At 33.9% G+C, this 21,394-nt stretch carries 21 protein-coding genes; 17 read left to right on the top strand and 4 right to left on the bottom strand.

The features are described from left to right. Positions 1-10: 10 nt before the first annotated feature. From ACFOZ1_RS14170 to ACFOZ1_RS14160, 3 genes are all read left to right on the top strand, one after another. Positions 11-592: a sugar O-acetyltransferase gene (locus tag ACFOZ1_RS14170; RefSeq protein ID WP_390200334.1), complete on the top strand. Its 582-nt coding sequence runs from the start codon at positions 11-13 to the stop codon at positions 590-592. Positions 593-643: 51 nt separating this feature from the next. After that, a complete protein-coding gene (locus tag ACFOZ1_RS14165; protein WP_390200332.1) occupies positions 644-1,090 on the top strand; it encodes a DUF5946 family protein in 447 nt (148 codons plus the stop codon). A 506-nt stretch (positions 1,091-1,596) separates the two neighbouring features. Then, entirely contained in the window at positions 1,597-3,333 is a 1,737-nt protein-coding gene (locus tag ACFOZ1_RS14160; RefSeq protein ID WP_390200331.1) for a methyl-accepting chemotaxis protein, read from the top strand. 94 nt (positions 3,334-3,427) lie between these two features. Here the strand turns inward: ACFOZ1_RS14160 and ACFOZ1_RS14155 are convergent, their stop codons facing one another. Both ACFOZ1_RS14155 and ACFOZ1_RS14150 read right to left on the bottom strand, forming a co-directional pair. Further along, positions 3,428-3,919, bottom strand: coding sequence for a hemerythrin domain-containing protein (locus tag ACFOZ1_RS14155; protein WP_390200330.1), 492 nt, complete (start codon positions 3,917-3,919; stop codon positions 3,428-3,430). Positions 3,920-3,925: 6 nt separating this feature from the next. Beyond that, on the bottom strand, positions 3,926-5,077 hold the full coding sequence (locus ACFOZ1_RS14150) for a tetratricopeptide repeat protein (RefSeq protein WP_390200328.1): 1,152 nt from the start codon (positions 5,075-5,077) through the stop codon (positions 3,926-3,928). A gap of 177 nt (positions 5,078-5,254) precedes the next feature. On the opposite strand from ACFOZ1_RS14150, the gene ACFOZ1_RS14145 reads away from it, so the two are divergent. The 13 genes from ACFOZ1_RS14145 (at position 5,255) to ACFOZ1_RS14085 (ending at position 18,834) form a co-directional block, all read left to right on the top strand. After that, positions 5,255-6,097 carry a GIY-YIG nuclease family protein gene (locus ACFOZ1_RS14145; protein ID WP_390200326.1) on the top strand — a complete coding sequence of 281 codons (843 nt, stop codon included), beginning with the start codon at positions 5,255-5,257 and terminating at the stop codon, positions 6,095-6,097. Between the two features lie 420 nt (positions 6,098-6,517). After that, entirely contained in the window at positions 6,518-7,060 is a 543-nt protein-coding gene (locus ACFOZ1_RS14140) for a GNAT family N-acetyltransferase (RefSeq protein WP_390200324.1), read from the top strand. 138 nt (positions 7,061-7,198) lie between these two features. Then, positions 7,199-7,771 carry a DUF6434 domain-containing protein gene (locus ACFOZ1_RS14135; RefSeq protein ID WP_390200323.1) on the top strand — a complete coding sequence of 191 codons (573 nt, stop codon included), beginning with the start codon at positions 7,199-7,201 and terminating at the stop codon, positions 7,769-7,771. Positions 7,772-7,785: 14 nt separating this feature from the next. Further along, positions 7,786-8,487, top strand: coding sequence for a class I SAM-dependent methyltransferase (locus ACFOZ1_RS14130; protein ID WP_390200321.1), 702 nt, complete (start codon positions 7,786-7,788; stop codon positions 8,485-8,487). Between the two features lie 62 nt (positions 8,488-8,549). Continuing rightward, positions 8,550-9,008 (top strand): glycine zipper domain-containing protein, encoded by a 459-nt coding sequence (locus ACFOZ1_RS14125; RefSeq protein ID WP_390200320.1) that lies wholly within the window; start codon positions 8,550-8,552, stop codon positions 9,006-9,008. An 86-nt stretch (positions 9,009-9,094) separates the two neighbouring features. Then, positions 9,095-9,877, top strand: coding sequence for an SDR family oxidoreductase (locus ACFOZ1_RS14120; RefSeq protein ID WP_390200319.1), 783 nt, complete (start codon positions 9,095-9,097; stop codon positions 9,875-9,877). An 82-nt stretch (positions 9,878-9,959) separates the two neighbouring features. Next, the gene (locus ACFOZ1_RS14115; protein ID WP_390200317.1) at positions 9,960-10,403 is read left to right on the top strand and encodes an N-acetyltransferase; all 444 of its coding nucleotides are present in this window, start codon (positions 9,960-9,962) and stop codon (positions 10,401-10,403) included. Then, positions 10,403-10,765 carry a hypothetical protein gene (locus ACFOZ1_RS14110; RefSeq protein WP_390200316.1) on the top strand — a complete coding sequence of 121 codons (363 nt, stop codon included), beginning with the start codon at positions 10,403-10,405 and terminating at the stop codon, positions 10,763-10,765. Before ACFOZ1_RS14115 ends, ACFOZ1_RS14110 begins: the two co-directional genes overlap by 1 nt. An 81-nt stretch (positions 10,766-10,846) precedes the next feature. Next, a complete protein-coding gene (locus tag ACFOZ1_RS14105) occupies positions 10,847-11,551 on the top strand; it encodes a dihydropteridine reductase (RefSeq protein WP_390200314.1) in 705 nt (234 codons plus the stop codon). Between the two features lie 191 nt (positions 11,552-11,742). After that, positions 11,743-12,276: a lysozyme inhibitor LprI family protein gene (locus ACFOZ1_RS14100; protein ID WP_390200312.1), complete on the top strand. Its 534-nt coding sequence runs from the start codon at positions 11,743-11,745 to the stop codon at positions 12,274-12,276. Between the two features lie 22 nt (positions 12,277-12,298). Beyond that, the gene (locus ACFOZ1_RS14095; protein ID WP_390200311.1) at positions 12,299-12,811 is read left to right on the top strand and encodes a YcxB family protein; all 513 of its coding nucleotides are present in this window, start codon (positions 12,299-12,301) and stop codon (positions 12,809-12,811) included. A gap of 22 nt (positions 12,812-12,833) precedes the next feature. Continuing rightward, a complete protein-coding gene (locus ACFOZ1_RS14090) occupies positions 12,834-13,673 on the top strand; it encodes an aminoglycoside 6-adenylyltransferase (RefSeq protein WP_390200309.1) in 840 nt (279 codons plus the stop codon). Between the two features lie 94 nt (positions 13,674-13,767). Beyond that, positions 13,768-18,834 carry a lamin tail domain-containing protein gene (locus ACFOZ1_RS14085; protein ID WP_390200307.1) on the top strand — a complete coding sequence of 1,689 codons (5,067 nt, stop codon included), beginning with the start codon at positions 13,768-13,770 and terminating at the stop codon, positions 18,832-18,834. 88 nt (positions 18,835-18,922) lie between these two features. Here ACFOZ1_RS14085 and ACFOZ1_RS14080 read toward each other — a convergent pair whose 3' ends face one another. Further along, positions 18,923-19,543, bottom strand: a complete 621-nt coding sequence (locus tag ACFOZ1_RS14080) for an NAD(P)-dependent oxidoreductase (protein ID WP_390200306.1) — start codon at positions 19,541-19,543, stop codon at positions 18,923-18,925. A gap of 178 nt (positions 19,544-19,721) precedes the next feature. Between ACFOZ1_RS14080 and ACFOZ1_RS14075 the strand changes: the two genes are divergently transcribed. Further along, a complete protein-coding gene (locus ACFOZ1_RS14075) occupies positions 19,722-20,387 on the top strand; it encodes a deoxynucleoside kinase (protein ID WP_390200304.1) in 666 nt (221 codons plus the stop codon). A gap of 67 nt (positions 20,388-20,454) precedes the next feature. Here ACFOZ1_RS14075 and ACFOZ1_RS14070 read toward each other — a convergent pair whose 3' ends face one another. Continuing rightward, positions 20,455-21,393, bottom strand: coding sequence for an L-lactate dehydrogenase (locus ACFOZ1_RS14070; protein ID WP_390200303.1), 939 nt, complete (start codon positions 21,391-21,393; stop codon positions 20,455-20,457). Position 21,394: the final 1 nt, after the last annotated feature.

Genomic DNA, 21,394 nt, shown 5'->3' with positions numbered 1-21,394 from the left:
AGGATGGAATATGAACAGGAAAGAATTTATTGAATTTTGTAAGAGTGGCAATCCAATTGCAGATGAGGATAAAGAATTACATGAATTATTAGTACAATGTAGTTATGAAGCCCAACAAATAACAATGGAATTAAATGCATCCTATCATTCCAAAGAAGAAATCGTAGAAATTTTTAGTAAGCTAACAGGTACCAAAGTTGATGCTTCATTTATGTGCTTTCCACCATTTTATACAGACTTCGGCAAAAATATTACGATTGGCAAAAACGTGTTTCTTAACACAGGATGCTCATTCCAAGATAGGGGTGGAATTAATATAGGAGATGGTACAATGATTGGGATGAATGTCACGATTGCAACACTTAATCATGGACTGCCTTTAGAAACGCGAAATACGACGTACCCATCTCCAGTCGTAATAGGTGAGGGTGTATGGATTGGATCGAGTGCGACCATTCTCCCTGGTGTGACGATAGGAAATAACTCAGTTGTTGCAGCTGGAGCGGTTGTAACTAAGGATGTCCCAGAAAATACGATTGTTGCAGGTGTGCCAGCAAAAGTGGTAAAAGAAATTGATGGTAATATTGAATAAAGTGTTTTGTTATAATAATGGTATATTTCTATTAAGGGAGTTAGATGATGCATGCCTAATCATTACACAGTTATGGAATCTGGAAGATGTATCGAATGTGGAGCTAGAGAGATAGACGGATATTCGTGCTATCAGCTATTTGAATTCCCTCTCGTGTGGGAGCATAATGATGCTAAACTGTATGAACTGCATTTTTGGCTTGTTTCATGTTATATGATCCAACATCCTTCAAATTTTACAGAGGAAGGATATGATCATTTAGTGAATCTGTTTAAAGATGCTTATGATAACAATTGGGATACATCCTATATTCTCAAAAAGAATCGAGAAATAGTAAAATCAGTGAACAAAATTACAAATGCTATACCTATTGAAGATAGAAAACGACAAAAAAGAATATGGTCTATGACAATTGAAGACATATATTTAGGTGGAGAGCTAAATGCAATTGAGAATATTAACAAGTGGAGAGATAATGTAAGAAATGAATGGAATTAACATGGATACAATTTTGTTCCTATGAAAGTTTAAAAAAGATATAGTCGCTTCTATAGAAAAAATTAAAAAGCTCTACCTGATGAATTGGCTCAACGTTCTAAGATTAGTATTACGTCGATTAGTATAGAACTTCAAACATTAGAAATAGCTCAAATGATTGGTAGTGATGGGGACTAAACAAAAGAATAGATCGTTATGAATCATGTAGATATATTCTTGTTTACTCACATAAGCAAGTACTAAAAGGTGAAAAAACTATGTATGATTGTGCGGATAAGGTTATATGCGTTAGGGAAATTTCTCCTAGCGCTATTTTTTGTACACGGAAATACTTAATCTCTGTCGATTCATTCCTTACTTTTCTTAAAACGTGATGTACTTCACTTATAAGAGAAAAGCTCTATATTATAATTAAAAATACCTAATATTGATAAGGATCAATTTTAGTTTACAAACTTTTTTGTATGATAATTACAAAAGGTATAAATGAAAGTGAGGAATGTTTCATGGGATTATTACTAAAGTCAAAAGAACCAAATATAAATAAACTCTCTACAGATGTGTATCAAATAGAAGGAGAAAGTGAACAAACAAATAACTTTCTACTTTTACTTCAAGTGACAAATGAAGATTTAGAGTATCTTCGATTGACAGAAGATATATTTGAACAACATATTAATGACTTAGCTAATCGACACTATGACATGATCATGATGATACCAGAAATAAGTGCGATTATGAACCAACATAGTTATTATGAAAGATATACTAAAATGGTACAGAAATATTTTTTAGAATTACCAAAAGCTAATCTAACAAAAGAATATATTATGTATCGAAAGAAAATAGGAAAAGTACATAGCAAGATTGGTCTGAGAGATGAATGGTATATTGGTTCATACATGAGAGCGTATGAATATTTGTTACCAGAGTTAATTAGAAAATTCAAAAGCCCTAAGCAATTGCAATGTGTCTTACATGCTTTACTAAAAATGATTACATTTGATATCTTAGTTGTGATTAGCTCCACACAAGAAGAAAATGACGATAAATTGATTCAAAGTATAAGTACAGTTATGGAATATGTGATGGGTGCAAATAAAATGATTGATTTGACCAAAAGTGTGGATCAAACAATGGAAGAAGTAACTACTGTGAGTGCTGCAACAGAGCAATTACAAGCTGCGATTGAACAAGTGACAAACAATGCTTTAGATGTTTCGAACTATGCAGAAGATGTGATTCAAGAAGCTAAAGAAGGACAAACAATAATTGAAAGAACATTAACAGACTTTTTGAAAATAACGGAAGAATTTAAAGAAACAAAGCGGGAAATTGATCAATTAATTAAAAATATGGCTAATACGTCAAAAGTAATAGAGTTTATCAATGATATAGCTGAAGAGACAAATCTATTAGCATTAAATGCGAGTATTGAAGCGGCGAGAGCAGGAGAACATGGGAAAGGATTTGATGTTGTCGCACAGGAAGTTCGTAAATTAGCGGAACAGACGAAATCCTCAGTGAATCAGATTTCAGATACCATTCATGAAATGCAAAGTCAATCAGACATAGTTAGTCATGATGTAACAGACGTATCAGATCGATTGAATGATCGTGTGACATATGCACGAAAATCGATAGCTGTGATGGAAAATATCACGCAAAAAATAACAACTGTCGGAAAATCTATTGACCAAATTGCAGCAATTACCCAAGAGCAGGCATCTGCTACACAAAATATTAATCAAAGTATGGAAACAATGACTGATTATACAGATACAATGAAAAATCAATCTAATCGAATTGGAAGTTCTATCTTTGAAGTTAGTAAAGAAGTGAACAATCTAAGGAAGAAAACAATTGGTTCATTACCACAATTAACAATCGAACAAATTATTAGAATCGTACAAACAGAACATGCTTTGCATCATTGGTGGGCATATAATGCCTTCTTAGGTTACCAGACAATCGAAGAATTAACGGTAATCAAAAAGGATAATCATCAATTTGAGGATTGGTATAATGTAATGCGACAAACAAGCATCGGAAAATGGAGTTCTTTTGAGCAATTAACTCAAAAGAAACATCAATTTGACCAATTAATCGAAAAAACGCCTGAGTTTATCAAACGGACTGATGGAGAAACAGAAAAGCATTTGTCATTACTATATCATTTAACAAATGAGATGATACACCTATTAAAGAAAATGGAAGAAGACTACGAAAAGTCGATGTATTAACGAGGATTATCACAAAATAGAAATGTAGTAGTGGAGTATTCGTATAATTATACTCTGCTACTACATGAATTATAAAAGCATTGTCATAGGTATGCTAGATACCCATTTTTAGTAAAAGCTCTTCTTTCTCTCTATCAGACAATATTTTTTCTCCTAATGGAAAGAGTTGTTTTTCTTCCTTAGAAAAATGTTGCATTAACGTGTCATACGCCTGGACTACATATACAGTCAACGATTGAGCAATAAGTTCATCTAACTTATCTAGTTCTTGCTCTGTCTCCTGGAAGAACATTGCTAAAAAATTCTCCGCTTTTTGATGTTCTATTTCCATTTGTTCAATAGTTGTATCACCTTCACCCAAATATGCAGAAATCATCGGGAAGAGGCCTTCTTCTTCTATCAGCGAATGTGCTGTTAAATTTTTGGAGAAAGAGAGTAGCAACTGGTAAAGTTCTAAAAAGTAGGAAATTGCCTCTTTTTCCTCTGCTATTTCAATTTCTTCTGTGAGATCAAAGCAAGCATTTATCTCGTTTCTCAATAGTTGATGTTCATTGATTAATTGTTGAATTGCCGCACAATATAGCATGAGTGCTTACCCCTTCGACACGGAATCCATTTTTCTTTTGTTGATGAGTTTTACAAATAAATCTTCATAATAATGTTTCTTTTTAGAATCTCCTATTTTTTCATGAAAAGCAATAATGTCTGCTAAAGCACTTTCTATTAAATTATAATCCTCTGTTTTTTCTAATTCTTCCAATGCGAGGCCATAGATTTTCGAGATTTGCTTCTGGTTATATGTTTCCACTTGTATCAAACAATGCGCATATTGCATGTAAATCATTCCGAGCTCCCTAGAGGAATAATGCGGTAGTTGTTTGTGTGTGTCAATTGCTTGATTATAATAAGGAATAGCTTGTTCAAATTGTGATAAGTCAAAATGATTATAAGCAAGCTCCGTATATGCCTCAGCATGTACCAACTTATTTTTAAGCGAAGAATGAGCGAGTAACGGCAATGCTTGTTCTAACAATTGATTTGCTTTATCATATTGCTTTTTTTGACCATACATTTTTGCCAAGCTTACTAGTGTATTGAATTCAATTTCTGAATGATCCTGCATCGTTTGCTCTAATGTTAATTGTAAATAGCGGATTGCTTCATCAATCTGATTCGTCATGGAATGCAGACCGCCTAATTTATAATGTAGAAAAATAACCATTTGATGTTGCTTGTTTGGACTTTCCATTAAATAATCGAGGCCTTTTTTATAATATTTAATGGCACGTTTGTATTTTTGCAAGTTTTCTTCTGCTTCACCGAGTGAAAGAAAAGCGCGAGTAATAGCTAACGGATCTGAGTAATTTGTTTCTTCCATTTGCTTCGTTACATTTGCCATAATTTTGCGCGCTAACTTGTAGTCACACATAAATGCAATATCCCCGTACAAATGCAGCTCTTCAATGGAAGCATTTTTACTTGATTCATATAGATCATTCAGTAGCTCTTTTGCTTTAGTATGTTCATCCATTTGTATCAAACTGGTCGCTTGGAGCATTGTAAAGAGTTTCTTTAATGATTCATTTACTTCATATTGCGCTTCGAAAGCATGGATATTTTCTATCACTGTTTCAAATTGGCCTTTTTTAAAGTGATCAGCAATGTTTCTTAACTCCTTTTCATTTCCTTCATGTATATGTTCTTGGATACTTTCTTCTATGTTAAAAATATCTACTTTTGACATGATATTACCCTCCATTGTATTTCTAATGATTACCATTTATTTTATCATAGTAAGAGAAATCTATTGTGAGCAAGTTCACTTCATAGTTGATATTGAAACTAAAAATTCTAATCATGCTACAATGAATGTGAAGTGAGATAAATTGACTGAAGAAATAGCTAGAGAGGAGTATACGTATTGCAATTAGTAGATGTATTGAATTTATATGGATTTAGTAATAAGAAATTAAAAGTAATTAGACATACAACGAATCGTAAAGAGATAAAAGCAATAGTAGATGCAGGTGCATTTGAATTATATCAATCCTTTCAGAAGACAGACGTTTTTAATGGTGCGGACTATATACTAACGTTTAGAGCGGCAGAGGGAAGAAATGCTATACTGCAAGGCTTATACAAAGTGAATCAAGTACACATGACTACTGATTTTCCAGACATACTGCAACCAATTAGCAAGCTTGAAAATTGGCGTGATGGACCTTACTACCAATATGAACTTATTAGAGATAATTCTCTAGCCGATTTAGAAGAAAGATTAGTGATTGATTGGGGTGGTTCAACAGTAACGTGGTGTCAAAAAAGGCTAGATAAAGACATTATAGAAATATTACCAAAAGGGTTTGCGAAAACATTTTTAGGCTATGAACATGTACTTCTTGACTTTGATGAATTAGAGAAGATTGTTGCACATCCTGATGTAAATAAACAATGGAAAATGATGTTACAAAACGTGTATGGAGTCTATCTAATCCTTGATACTACTACAGGTCAACAATATATAGGATCAGCTTCTGGTAAAGATGGTTTGTGGGGACGATGGCGTAATTACGTGCAAACAAAGCATGGAGGAAATAAAGTCTTGATAGAATTACTAGAAAATGATCCATTAAGATATAAAAAATTTAGGTTTAGTATACTGAATGTTGTTCCAATCTCATCATTAAGAGAACAAGTGCTTCAAATTGAACAGGTAACAAAAGAAAAGTTAGGAACAAAGGTATTTGGATTAAATTCTAATTAATATGAAAATAGATGTGTTGGATGTAAGTAATACAGATGATTTCGTCAATTAATCTGAATCTGTAATATAGAAGAATAACCATCATGAATTGATTAATTTAGAATATGAAATATCGTTCATATTAACTATTCAAAGTTGTATTGAAATGTACAGTTTACTGGGCAAAGGTTTTCCACAAATCTTTGCTCTATTTTTATACAAAATTTCAAATGAATTTGCGAAGAACCAAAATATATTGTGCGTCACTTTATTCTTTCTTAGCGCGATTATTAATAAATAAACTATCTACAGTTGTGTGCATTTCGGCAGCAATCTTGAATTATATTTGTCAATGTCTTTTTTGATAAATACACTAGTAACTCGTTCTATAATTTGGTAAAATATGTTCAATTTATATTTGTAAGAATTAGGAGGATATAGATGGATATTTTGAAAATTGATGAGGAATTGTCATTAAGACAAATAGAGTTAGCAGATGCAAAAGAGGTGTTTGAATTAACTGATCATTCAAGAGATTATTTGAAGGAATGGCTTCCATGGTTAGATACAACATTACAAGTAAAAGACACAAAAGAATTTATAAAAATATGTGTGAAAGGTGCGGAAGAAAATAAAAGTCTGAACACAGTAATTTTGTTCAAAGGTGAAATAGTTGGGGTCGCGGGATTCAATAGTATTAATAAGGCGAATAATACAGCATATATTGGTTATTGGCTTGGAAAAGATTATCAAGGGAACGGAATTATGACAAGGGTAGTTAAAGCATTAACTAATTATGCATTTGCAGAGTTACATCTGAATAAAGTAGAAATCTGGGCAGCGGTCGAGAATAAAAAAAGTAGGAATATCCCTGAAAGACTTCATTTCGTCGAAGAGGGTTGCATAAGGAGTGCAGAATGGCTATACGATCACTATATTGATTCTGTGGTTTATGGAATGCTTGCCAGTGAATGGAATGGATAAAGAGTTTTAGATAGTGAATGACATGGTATAAAAGAATAGAAGATAAGCCAATTAAATGCAATAGTAGTCTATACTATACGAGGAAAAGAAGGTATAATTGTATGATTATGGAAATAAAATGTAACTGGAAGTGTGTATATGAGACCAGAACTGTCAAAAGAAATTAGTGTGGAAAGCTTCAAAGCGTATTATTGGTTAAAAGAAGAGCTGCAATCATTTTGTCGAGAGCATGGGATAAGTGCAACAGGTTCTAAAATGGACATTGCTGATAGAATCGAAACATTTCTACTAACAGGTGAAATAAAAAAACCAATAAGAAAAGCTTCAGGAAGTAAGAACAAGAAATCACAAGTAGCATTAAGCTTAGATACAGTCATCGCAGAAAATCATCGTTGTGGACAAGATGTAAGAGCTTTTTTCAAAACAATTATTCCTAATTTTCACTTTTCCACACATATCCAAAACTTCTTTAAAGAGAATAGCGGAAAAACCTATCGTAATGTTGTTGAGGCATGGTATGAGGAAGAGGAACGGAAGAAGGACCCCACATATAAGAAAACAATCGCACCTCAATTTGAATATAATCAATTTATTCATGATTATTTTCAAGATACAAATAACCAAGAGCGAAGTCGTGAAGATGCAATAAAGGCATGGAATGAAATCAAGAAACTTCCTGGTAGTAATAAGTATGTACCAAAAGATGAATAAAAAGGTGGGATAGCATGGCAACAACAAATTGGCAAAGAGAAGATGTGACACAACATTATTTAGAAAAAGTGAGAGGTGGCATCCCATTCGGAGCTGAACAAGCAAAGATGATGCTTCAAGTTATAGATCATTTTACAGATAATCCAACAAAAATAATGGATTTAGGCTGTGGGAATGGATTTCTTGCTGAGATTCTATTAAAAAGATATCCTGAAGCATCTGCTATATTGTTAGACCACTCTCTGCCTATGGTTGAAGCAGCAAGAGAGCATATGAGTGTGTATGAAGAGCGCTGTGAAATTATTCATGGAGATTTTAGCCACTCTATTCAAGATTATGCAGAACCGAATTCGGTAAATTGCATTGTTTCTGGCTTTGCTATTCATCATTTGCCTCATGACAGGAAGAAAAAGTTGTATCAATCGATTCATAACCTCTTGTCAGAAGGTGGTATATTCATCAATATCGAACATGTCGCATCTGTCACTCCTGAAATGGAGAAGTTACATGATGAGCTGTTCATCGATCATCTAGCAACGTATACGAATAGAAACCGAGCGGAAGTAGCGAAAGAGTACTTCAATCGACCAGATAAAGAGGACAATATTCTAGAAAAGGTAGAAGTACAAGTGGAATGGTTAAAGGAAATTGGATTTCATCATGCAGATTGCTATTTTAAATGGATGGAGCTGGCAGTGTTTGGTGGAGTGAAATAAACACATAATCATACGAAGGTAACCAACTGGAATATAAGTCAGTGATTGAAGGTGGTGAGATGATGGATCACACTCAATATGAACAACTGGTAGAGAAGATAGATCATTTACACAGTCAATTAGACAAGAAACAAGCTCAAGCAGTAGAACTTGATTTATTAAAGAGAATAACGATAAGATTGGATTCTTTTGATTGTACAGTTTGTACGGAAGCCCATTCAGATATCGAAGAATATGTTCACTATTTAGAAGATCATAACGATGCTATAGATAAAGAAAGATTGAAAGATTATAGAAAAAGAATCGAGAAAATAAAAACACATTTACTAAAGGAACATGGCTTAATTGAAGAAGGGTATTATTTGAGTATCTATATGTCCATTGGTATGAGTTTTGGGTTGATATTCGGAATGATTATCTCGGACAATCTAGCATTAGGTCTACCAATAGGTTTAGCAATTGGGTTGGCAATTGGTGTAGCGATAGATGCCGATTATAAGAAAAAAGGAAAGACGCTATAAAAACACAATTTGATTAAGAATCGTATCTGTTTAATGTTCTGTATTGGTGGTATATCAATTATAAAACTACCAAAGGAGCGATAGATATGAGTAAACCACTAGCAGGGAAATCTGCAATTATTACTGGAGCAAGCTCAGGGATTGGAAGAAGTACTGCAGAACGTTTTTTACTGGAAGGTGCCAAAGTAGGTTTAATTGATATGGATGCCAAGCAATTAGAGTCCTTTAAGCAAGAACATCCGGATTCAGATTCGATATATTATCGAACTGCTGATGTAAGTGATGCGCAAGGAGTCAAAAGAGCAATAGATGAACTAAGCGAATCATTAGGGACGATAGATATTCTATTTGTGAATGCTGGTATTAATGGACGTGTCGCACCAATTGAAGATTTAGAGCCAAATGATTGGCATGACACAATGGAAACAAACTTTAAGGGGACATTCTTAACAGTGAAATATAGTATTCCATATTTAAAAAAGCAGGGTGGAAGTATTGTAATCACGAGCTCCATCAATGGTAACAGAGAATTCGCCAATATTGGAATGTCACTGTATAGCTCAAGTAAAGCAGCTCAAATGGCATTTGGTAAAATGGCAGCGCTTGAATTATCGAATTATAATATACGTGTCAATATCATTTGCCCAGGCTATGTTAAGACAAATATCGAAGACAATACAGATAGAGAACATCGCTTACTTAAGAAGGTTGACATCCCAGTTGAATATCCAGAAGGTGGCCGTCCAATTGGTGAAGATGGAGCTCATCCTGAAGATGTGAGTGATTTGGTATTCTTTCTTGCCTCTGATTATTCCCGTCACATAACTGGTACAGAAGTGTATATTGATGGCGGATCTACATTGTTGTAACGAGTAAAGAACTAGGGCTTGGCAATTGCTAAGTCCTTTATTTATCCTATTACAAATGGATTTGAATCGAAAGGAAGGTAGTATGATAAGAAAAAGTACAAAAGCAGATATGGACATATTAATGAAGATTTGGTTAGATACGAATATCAAAGCGCACCATTTCATTGAAGAATCCTATTGGCAAAAGAATTACACTAAAGTAAAAGAAATTTTGCCAAGTGCTGAATTATATGTTTATGAATATGATGGAGATGTCATTGCATTTATCGGTATTATGGAAAAATATATTGCAGGTTTGTTTGTTAAAGAAGACTTTCAAACTAACGGATATGGAAAAGCGCTATTAAATTATGTGAAGCAAAGTAAAGAGGAATTATTTTTACAAGTGTATAAAGAGAATAAACAAGCTATTCATTTCTATCAACGAGAAGGATTTGAAATAAACAAAGAACAAATCGATCCAAACACCAATAATATCGAATATGTGATGAGTTGGAATAATAGATTGGCTGATGAGGAAAAATGATGAAAAAAATCATATTTGGAGTGATCGGAACAGGCATCTTTTTATTAGTTGTTATGCTAATTCCCTTTCTATTTGATTCAAAAGAAACGAATCAATTACCACTAGAAATGATTGCTTTTAATAGTTTAACAGATGAGGAACAAAGTCTAATTCCTGTAAGTCCGAAAGATTCCATTATAGAAGAATTAGAGGTAAATGATAAGATAAGAAGAATGCTGAGAGAGTATGAGAAAGATACATTGTATTCTATTACTTTTAACAATACCGAGACGGATACGACTGGTCTAATTGTCGTTTATCTAAGTTTAGATAAGGAAACTGTACTTTGGAAGGGGTTTGTTGATAGCAAGGAGAATAAATGATTTCTTCTCTTTTTAATTGAGAATTATTATCGATTAGTGTATAGTATTGATAAAGAGAGCTATAACGAAGGAGAAGAGAGAATGCAGATTTATTGGACTAAAATTAATAATATTGTTGTTGAAACACCTGAAGTTACTACATTTTTCCTTGATTGTCCCGAAGGATTTACATGGCAAGAAGGATCACACACACATTTTGCTTTGAAAGGGTTTAATGCAGGAGATAAACCAAATCGTAGTTTGATTCGTCATATGTCTATTTCTACATTACCTAATGAAAAGTCGATTGGTATCACAACACGAATAAAGGAAAATTGCTCAGAGTTCAAATCAATCTTAAGAGATATGAGTGTTGGTATGGAAGTTGCCATATTTAAAACACATTCGAATGTACCCCTGAAGAGAGAAGGGAAGAATGTATACCTATTGTCATCAGGTGTTGGTTTAGCTACTTTTAGGCCACTAGTGTTAGATTATTTAAATAATGCAGACAAAGTAAATAAAATCCATTCATTGAATATTGATTCATCTAAGGCCTACTTGTTTACAGATGTTTTCCAATCTGCATCAGATAAGAAATTCACCTCTCAATTCGTCGACAACCGTAATGATTATTATAAAGAAGTAGCGAATCTTTCTGCAGATAAAGACGGTCTTTTCTATGTTGTTGGTAGTGATGAATTTCTCTTACAGAACATTGAAGTGTTAATCAATGAAGGAATTAATCCGGAACAAATTATGTTAGATAAGCATGAACGCCAACTTGCTGAGTTTTTTGTTAAATAGAGATTTGAAAGAAATAACCACAAAATACATGCATCACTGAAGGAATGTCGACAGTGGTGCATGTATTTTTTCTGAAAAGATTAAATCGCTACAACTTATTTCAAGCATCAATTGTTAAAAATTAGTATTTACGTTACAATAAAATCATAAAGAAAAACAACAACATAGAATTAGATTGGATGGGTTATACAATGAGAAAGAAACGAATCGTAATGACTATTATTTTACTTCTAGCAATCACAACTGCATGTAGTGATTCATCTGTTGACAAGGGCACATCTGATAACCAGATATCAGATGATACGACAAAGAAAGAAGAGAATGCACAACAGCCATCAGAAGAAGAAAATGAAATAGTTGAAACAGAATCAATCGAGTTAAAAGAAACATACAGAGACAAATGGAATGCAATGAAGAAAGAGATGGAAGCGTTAGAACCGAAAGATTCTTCTACATATGCTTTGAAGGAAGTAGAGAATATAAGATGGGAAAATTGGGACCAATTATTAAATGAAATATATAGTGTGTTACAGGAACAACTAGCAGTCGATGAAATGGAAACATTAAGAGAACAACAAAGAGAATGGATCGAATATCGTGATAATCAGGCATTAGAAGCATCTTTAGAATATAAAGGTGGCACGCAAGAACATCTAGAATATGTTGCGGTGCTTGCTAGAATAACAATGGAGAGATGTGAAGAATTAATAGAGAATTATCTATAACTTTTCAAAGTGGAGGAACTTTATGGAAGTAACTATTGAAGTAACAGAAGAAGATTATATTCGGTTCAATATGTATCATATAAATCAATCTCCATCACAGAAAAAACTATTTACCATTTTGCGTTATATGATACCAATTGTCTTTTCCATCCCAATCTACATAATAGGTACAGAAGTTTTCCAGCAACCTAGTGCATATTGGTTTGTTATTGCATTCATATTTGTGATTGGATGGATTCTGACATATCCGGTGCAGTACAAACGAAGTATCAAAAGACAAGTAAAGAAGATGCTGCAAGAAGGAGATAATTCGCTATTATTTGGTAAGAAAAAGGTAAGAATTGAAGAGGATACAATGACAATTGTTGGTGCGCACTCGACAGAGACCATTTCCATCAATAATATAGTAAAAATACGCGAATATGAGGACATGTTAATTGTTTATTTGAGTGCGATTAGTGCTCAAATCATTCCTACTCGATATTTAGACGCAGAAACCAAGCATAGTATATTAAACTTGATTAATAGAAAGTAGATGATTGAGAGGAAGTGACGAATTGCGAACAGAAAAGGAAATGTATGATTTAATTTTGTCGATAGCAAAAGAGGACTCTAGGATACGAGCAGTATATATGAATGGTTCAAGAGCGAATCCAAATGTAGATAAAGATATGTTCAGAGATTATGATATTGTTTTTCTAGTGAAAGAGATCAGACCTTTTTTAGAACAAAAGAATTGGATTACACGCTTTGGTGAAATAGCGATTGTACAGGAACCAAATAAAGAAGAACAAGACATCTATTATACGTGGCTCATGCTGTTTACAGATGGAAATAGAATTGATTTACACATTCGGACAATAGAATATGGATTACAAGAATATGTGAAAGATTCTCTAACTGTCCCATTGTTAGATAAAGACAATTGTTTGCCATCCATTCCTTCATCAAATGATTCAGATTATCACATTAGAAAACCAACTGCAATTCAATATAGAAATTGTTGTAATAATTTCTGGTGGTGTTTGCAAAATGTCGCAAAAGGAATAGTAAGAGATCAACTACCGTATACGATGTGGATGTATCATCATGTGGTTAGAGAAGATCTGCATCACATGTTAAATTGGTATATTGGTGCAAAGAATGATTTTAGCGTAACTACAGGAATGGGCGGTAAATATTATAAGAAATACCTTGAAACAGAGTTGTATGAACAATATAGGGATACGTATTCCTCTAGTGAGTATAAAGAAATCTGGAACTCCATTGATAATATGTGTGCATTATTTAGCGATGTCGCACAATTTGTAGGAAAGGAATTGGGTTTTTCTTATTATCATGAGGAAGAGCGTAATATGATTGCATATTTAGAAAAGATGAAACAACTGAAAAAATGACATAATTTTTACAAAATATATACAGTTAGCTTAACAATCTATTAATAATAGCCTTCTATAATTAATAATAGAAATACAATTATAGGAGGTTCTTATGAAGAAGATTAGAAAGAGGAATGCTAGAAAGTTCACTGTATATCTACTGTTGTGCACAATTATTTTTATGCATGTATCATCTATTTTTCCACATACATATTTACATGCAGTTCCAAACAAACCTATAGTTGATCAGCAACAACAGGAAGATGTAGTAATAGAAGATGAAACAATCGTTACGCAAGAAACAGTGGAAAATGAACAGGAGCTAAATGAAATAAAATCAAGTAAGAATGATGAAGAAAAAAGTGACGATACATTGCAAGATCCTACAGAAGAGCAGATGAAAGAAGAGGTAACAGAAGAAAGTGACAATGAGATAGAAGAGACGAAAGAAGAGAATATACAGGAAATACCTACTATCGATGAAGAAAGTCTAGAAGTAACAGAGCAAAGAGAAGAGGAAAAAACAGACACTGTCGAAGAAGAAGCGCCAATAGAAGTACTCAAAGACTTTAATTCATTCCCACATTTACTCATCACAGAAATATCACCTAATTCTAAAGGTGGTGGCACGGACTATTATGAATATTTTGAGCTATATAATAACACAACACAACCACTACATTTAAACCATTACTCATTTTATTATAATTATACAGATTCAGATAAAGAAATTGCATTTCAATTGCCCGCGGTTGTAATGGATTCCAAAGAAAGCCTTGTTATATGGTATAACGCTAATGATAAGACATTAGAAGAGTTTAATAATAATTTCGACACAAATCTTTCAAGCGAGCAAATAGTCGAATTAAAAGACTCTAATTTTCCAGGCTTTGCAAATGGAGGAAATAGAGGCATTATAGTTAGAAATCAGTTAAATGAACAAGTTATATCCGCAGAATATGCGAGTGGTGAAAGTGATAATAATGGTGCTGTCATCGAATTTAAATACCCGCAATCAGAAACAACGATGGAAAAATGGCATACACTAGTAGAACCAACTCCAGGAATAATAAATATTGAACAAGTTCCTAATCAACCAGTAGAAGTTCCTGAAATAGTTGAGGATACGGAGTCACCAATAATAGAACATACACCAGTTACAGAAGTAGACGCATTTAATCCAATTACAATAGAAGCAATTATAAAGGATAATATAGCGATTCCTTCTGCTACTTTATATATCAAGACAGAAGAGGAAGAGACATATCGATCATATGTGATGAGTGGTGACAATCATACATATACAGTAGACGTCCCTGGTGAATATATACATGCAAATATATCATACTTCATCGAAGCAACCGATGGACTAAATACTAGTAAGACAGATTCATTTGAAGTAGAAGTACAAAAAGAAGAAGTCGATTATGATAAAGTACCAGAACTACTTGTGACAGAGCTTGTTCCTGATAGCACAAACGTTGGTTCAGCTGATGGCTATGAATTTATTGAGATATACAATAATACGGATAAGCCAGTTAACTTTAAAGATTATCAAATGCAATATCGATATGGAACAGACCCTGAGAGTGATATTGTCTGGCCTGCTGTACCTAATGATGTCATCATTCAACCAAAGCAAACACTTGTATTTTGGGTTATTAATGGCCAAAACGATCAAAAAACCGTTGCAGATTTTAATGCAATTTATGGATCGAATTTAGTAGAAGGTAAGGATATTGTACGAATATATACTGCTGGTATGGCGAATAGTGGTGTGAGAGGTCTTATTGTTGCAACAAACGCGGGGCGAGAATTATCGATTGCGTATTATAACGAAGTAGAAGGGATAGATGATACACATAAGGATAAAGGTATTGTGTACAAATTCCCTGTTGACGGCTCCAATATAATGAGTAAGTTAAGTGCAGGAACGACAAATGCAACTCCAGGAACTGTTGAAGTATTTCAAGTTCCATCCCAAACGGTTACAAAAGAAGAAGATACGAAGGCACCTGTGATTCAAAATGTAACGGAAGCAACAGAAATAGTACAAACAAGTGATATTCACTTAGAAGCAATAGTGGAAGATGAAACTGAAGTGAAAACAGTAGAAGTATTCTATCGAACGAACAGTCAAGAAGAATACCAATCGAAACTATTAGAACAAGATTATAATGATAGAATGTATCATCATCTTATTTATTCACCTGAGATTATTGCAAAAGAATATGTAGAATATTATTTTGTCGCTTCAGATGGAACGAATGAAACAAAAAGTGAAACATATCGAGTGAAGATTATCAACACATTAGACACATCTAGTTTACGAATGAATGTTAAAAATGGAGATATGATAAGTGGAGAATACGTATTAAAAGGAACATCTGCACAAGATGAGTATAATCAAGTGGACTTGTTCATCGATAATGAGTTAGTAGAAGAAGCTACTTACCAAGCAATTGAACATACTGCTTATTTAGCTTTTGAAGTGAGTGGGGTAAACACGTATTTTCAAAATGGTGTAACAATTGGAGATGAAGTCATCCATATTTTTGATGATTGGATAGCACAATGGGAAACAATAACTGTTCCCGTGTCACCTAATCAATTAATGATTGGTGACAACATTATGACAATTAGAGCAGGTAATAAAGCAAGCCCTTGGGAAGGTGACGAGGGGGAAAATCGAGATGATTATAATTTACGAAATGTCCGACTGGTATTGTCTGATGGAACAATTATTAGAGACTCACAAAAAGATAATCCTGAAACAGTATATGACATGGGAGATGATGGTACAGATAGAATACTAGAAAACTTTACTTTTTCTATTTCTAATGAAATGGCTAGCTCGAAAGCGTTTGTTTGGAATACAACAGCTGTTCCAGATGGAGAGCATACTATTACAGTAACGGATCAAGATGAAACAATCGAGGCAGAGATACTTGTCGATAATACAGCACCAGTGATTACTAGTTCTATTAAGGATGGCGATGAATTTAAAGGGAACTTTACAATTACTAGTGATATTAAGGACGCAATCGCTGGAGTAAAGGAAAGTTCTGTGTGGTTAGATGGCAAAGAGATTGAGGTGCCATACTCCACTTCATCGGGAGCATTAGAATCTGGGACACATGAGCTTACAATTGTTGCTGAAGACAATATAGGTAATAAAAATAGGGAAGTCATCCAATTCATAATTGTAGAAGAAAATCCTAATATGCCTGTAAATACTTCACCTAATCATAGTGTGGGGGATCCAGTTCTTAGAGTAGAAGTATCAGATCCTATGAGCGATGATGTGGATGTTACATTCTATGAAGGATACCAATATACAACTAATAATCGAGAAAATATGAAAGCATATAGTAATGCAACAGATATGGAGCCACCAAATGTACAAATCCCAACAGGTGAAAGTATATTTGAAGCGAAATCGATTGATTTAACATCCGAATTAGATGGAGAATATTTTATTACAGATTCTTCTACTCAATTTCCTTATCATCGTTTTGAAGTCACAGTAAATCCAGAAGTAGACGCAGAAGATAGAGTAGAATTAATTTGGAAAGGTAATTCCTTCCAAGGTAGAAAAGTCACAATGTACGCATGGAATGTACAGACTAGTAAGTGGGAGGCTATTGATGATTACATTGCAGGTGAGGAAGATTTCGAATTAAAAGGATATGTAAAAGTATCAGATTTTGTTGTGGATAATAAAATCAATGTAATCATTCAAGATGAAATTCCAGCATCTAAAGAAGAGTATGATTATACATTTGTATGGATGTCAGATACACAATATTATTCAGAGAGCTATCCACATATTTATGATCAGCAAACGAAATGGATTGTTGATAACCAAGAAAATATGGATATCGAATATGTTATTCATACCGGGGACCTTGTAGATGAAGCTGACCAAGAATATCAATGGATAAATGCAGATAATTATATGAAAACACTTGATGATAACAATATTCCATATGGTGTCTTAGCAGGTAATCATGATGTGAGTCAAAAAACAAATGATTATACAGCATATTATAATTACTTTGGAGCAAATCGTTTTGAGAATAGACCATATTATGGCGGCTCATACTTAAATAATCGTGGTCATTATGATTTGATTTCTATAAATGGAAATGATTTTATTATGGTGTATCTAGGTTGGGGGATTGATGAAGAAGGGATTGCATGGATGAATGATGTATTAAAAGCATATCCAAATAGAATAGCAATACTTAATTTTCATGAATATCTTCAAGCTACTGGCACACGTCATCCTATTGGAGAAAAGTTATATGAAGAAGTCGTAGTACCAAACAAGAATGTAGTAGCAGTACTATCTGGTCATTATCACGAAAGTCAAACATTAATCGATGAAATAGATGATGACGGAGATGGTATTACAGATCGACAAGTTTACCAAATGCTTGCTGATTATCAGGCAGGACCTGAAGGTGGACAAGGGTATATGCGTCTTCTCCATTTTGATCAAGATAATAATCGTGTGATGGTCAATACGTACTCTCCATATCTTGATGATTACAATTACTATGATAATGATGTATATCCAGGTAAAGATGAGTTTGTTATTGATTTAGATTTAACTTTGAAAGAGAAACGAGTTGCTACAGACTACTTTGCTGTAAATATTTTTACAGACAATAAAATTGGCCAAGTGGAAAATGTGCGAAGCGGTGAAACAGCAGAAGTAACGTGGACTGGGTTAGTAGAAGGTCAGACGTATAGTTGGTATACAACAGTGACTGATAAACACACTGGAAGTACAACTTCAGATATTTGGACATTTGTAAAAGGTGAAGATGACCAGATTTCAAATCCGCCAATTGAAGAAGAGGAAGAGGATCCGGAAGTACCAACAAATCCACCAAAACCAACAGAACCAATATTACCAAATCAACCTTCAACAAATGAGGGAGTTACTGATAACGGAGGGGATTCTGAATCAACAACGACGAATCCATCACAAGTAACAAATGATAAAGAAGCAGATAAGGATTCATTGATGGATGAAACGAATCAAGATAATAACCAAATTAAATTACCACATACTGCGACAACTATGTATACTATCATGTTCATAGGTTTTATTCTTATGTGTGGTGGGATGATGTGGTTAGCTTTGTTAAAAAAGCGAAAAATACAATAGATAAAATATGTAGTGAGTGGATTTTTAAGTAATGCAAAACGCTGTTGCACAATCTAACTAATGATTGTGCAACAGTTATTTTTATTTTTTAATACGCAATTCCTACGCGGGTTTGTACGTATTTATCTGAGTGAAGCTGATTGTAAGCAAAATGTGCAGTGTCTTGTACAGAAATGTTTGTTCCACCTTCTGGCAAGAAGGTTTTTTCTGTTCGATACGCACCAGTCAGTGTTCCATCAGGTAAATAGGTTGGACAAACAATCGTCCACTGTAACGTCGTTTCTATGAGAAGTTCGTATACTTTTCTGTGTTCTTCCGCTGCTCTAGTAGATTTTCGTTTAGACTCATTTGATTGATAGCGGTATATTGAGGGATTGTTCCGACTTTGTAAGATACCAGCAGTGCCTATTGTGATAATTCTTTTGATTCCTTCGCTTTCCATTTCGCGAATAATGTGTGGCATACTGTCTGTTAAAGTCGTATTTCCATCTGTATTTAATGCACTTAATACCATATCCATTCCATTAATAGAACGAGAAATATCTTCTTGATTCACGACATTGCCTTCCATAATAGTAAGCTTATCGTCAGTTATTGATATTTTTTCTGGTTTGCGTACAAGTGCAGTAACCTCATGCCCGTCTTGAAGTGCTAGTCTTAACAGATTGCTCCCAACTCGTCCTGTTGCACCTAAAAGTAATAGTTTCAATTAGAATTCCACCCTTATTTTTTGGATATAAATAGTGTAACGAATATTATTTTGTAAAGAAAGTTGTTTGATTACGATGCACGTGAAATGCAAAAACAGATTGTGGTATACTATGTTCGTTCTGCATATGTAATGGCGTATGTAAGAGTCTGTTATTATATGATTGGAGTAACGATAGATGGATTATTCATATCAGCAACTGTTAAATCAACTGAGGAAGTCAGAAGGAGATGGATGGAAAATGATTACGATAGATGGTGTCGTTGGGGTAGGGAAGACGACATTAATGGATATAATGGTGAAGGAATTCGGTTATACACCCTTTATCGAACCTGTTGTGAACAATCCCATACTAGATAAATTTTATCATGATAGAGAAAGATATAGTTTTCCTTTACAAGTGTTCTTCTTAAATGAACGTTTTAAACATATAAAGGATGCGAGTAAGTTAGACAAAGCGGTATTAGATCGGTCGATATATGGTGATGTTATTTTTGCAAAAATGTTAAGGGATAATAATGAAATGTCGGAAGAAGAATTCGCTATTTATGTCGATTTATTTCAAAATATGATTCAACATTGCGAACCACCAGCATTAATGATTTATCTAGAAGTATCGACAGAAGAAGCGATTCGTCGTATTCATAAGCGAGGAAGAACATTTGAGATAGAAACGGAAAACATATATTGGGAACGTCTTAACAAGGAATATCGGAATTATTTTGACGCGTATGATGCTTCTCCAATAGTAAAAGTAAATGTGGACAACCTTGATTTTGAGAATAAATCAAAGGATCGTGCCTATATGATTGCTTTAATAAAAGAAGCACTTCAATCGTTTTAACATAACCTTACTATATTAAAATGATAAGATGCCAGAACTCTTTTAAGAGTCGTTCTGGCATCATTTTTCATTTGAAAATATTTTTTCTTGCTTCTTTTAGTGCTTCTGCGGATTGTTGGAAAAGTGATTTTTCTTTATCAAGTAATTCAAGTTCAATAACTTCTTTTATCCCTTCTCTGTTAACGACTGCTGGCACTGACATGTAGATATCATGTTGTTCATACTTATTATCGAGTAAACAAGAAACTGGGAGAATCGAATTTTCATCATTTAGAATTGCTTTCGTAATTCTTGAAAGCGACATTCCGATTCCGAAGTTTGTCACACCTTTTCGATTAATAATTTCATAGGCTGCATTTTTTACATTAATAAAAATTTGCTCCAAGTTTTCTGCATCAGAAGGATTATTGCGTCGCTTCAGCACTTTGTCAAGATTTTCTGTTCCAATAGAAGCTTGTGACCAAACGGGAAGCTCCGAGTCTCCGTGTTCACCGATGATAACTGCATGGACGTTTCTCGGATCTAACTCAAGGTATTCACCTAATAAAACCTTAAATCTCGCTGTGTCGAGTGTGGTTCCTGAACCAATTACTCTTGAAGGTTCGAAGCCAGATTCTTTTTGACATACATGTGTTAGGATATCAACAGGATTAGAGGCAATTAAGAAAATGCCATCAAATCCATTTTCGACAACCTTTTGCGTAATGGATTGCATGATTTTTGCGTTTTTTTCAACTAATTCTAGACGTGTCTCTCCAGGCTTCTGATTCGCTCCCGCTGTCACACACACAATATCTGCGTTCGAACACTCTTCATATGTTCCATGTTTTACGTCTATATTTGAAGAAGCGAATGCCATCCCATGAATCAAATCCATTGCTTCTCCTCTTGCCTTTTCTTCATTCATATCAATTAAAACTAAATCTGTAATAAATCCTTGATTAATTAAGCTATATGCATATGCTGTTCCTACAGCTCCTGTACCTATTAAAACCACTTTCCTCATA

The organism is Gracilibacillus marinus, assembly GCF_042651725.1.
In the GTDB taxonomy this organism is placed as follows: Bacteria; Bacillota; Bacilli; order Bacillales; family Amphibacillaceae; genus Gracilibacillus; species Gracilibacillus marinus.
This window is presented reverse-complemented; position numbering and strand designations above follow the sequence as displayed.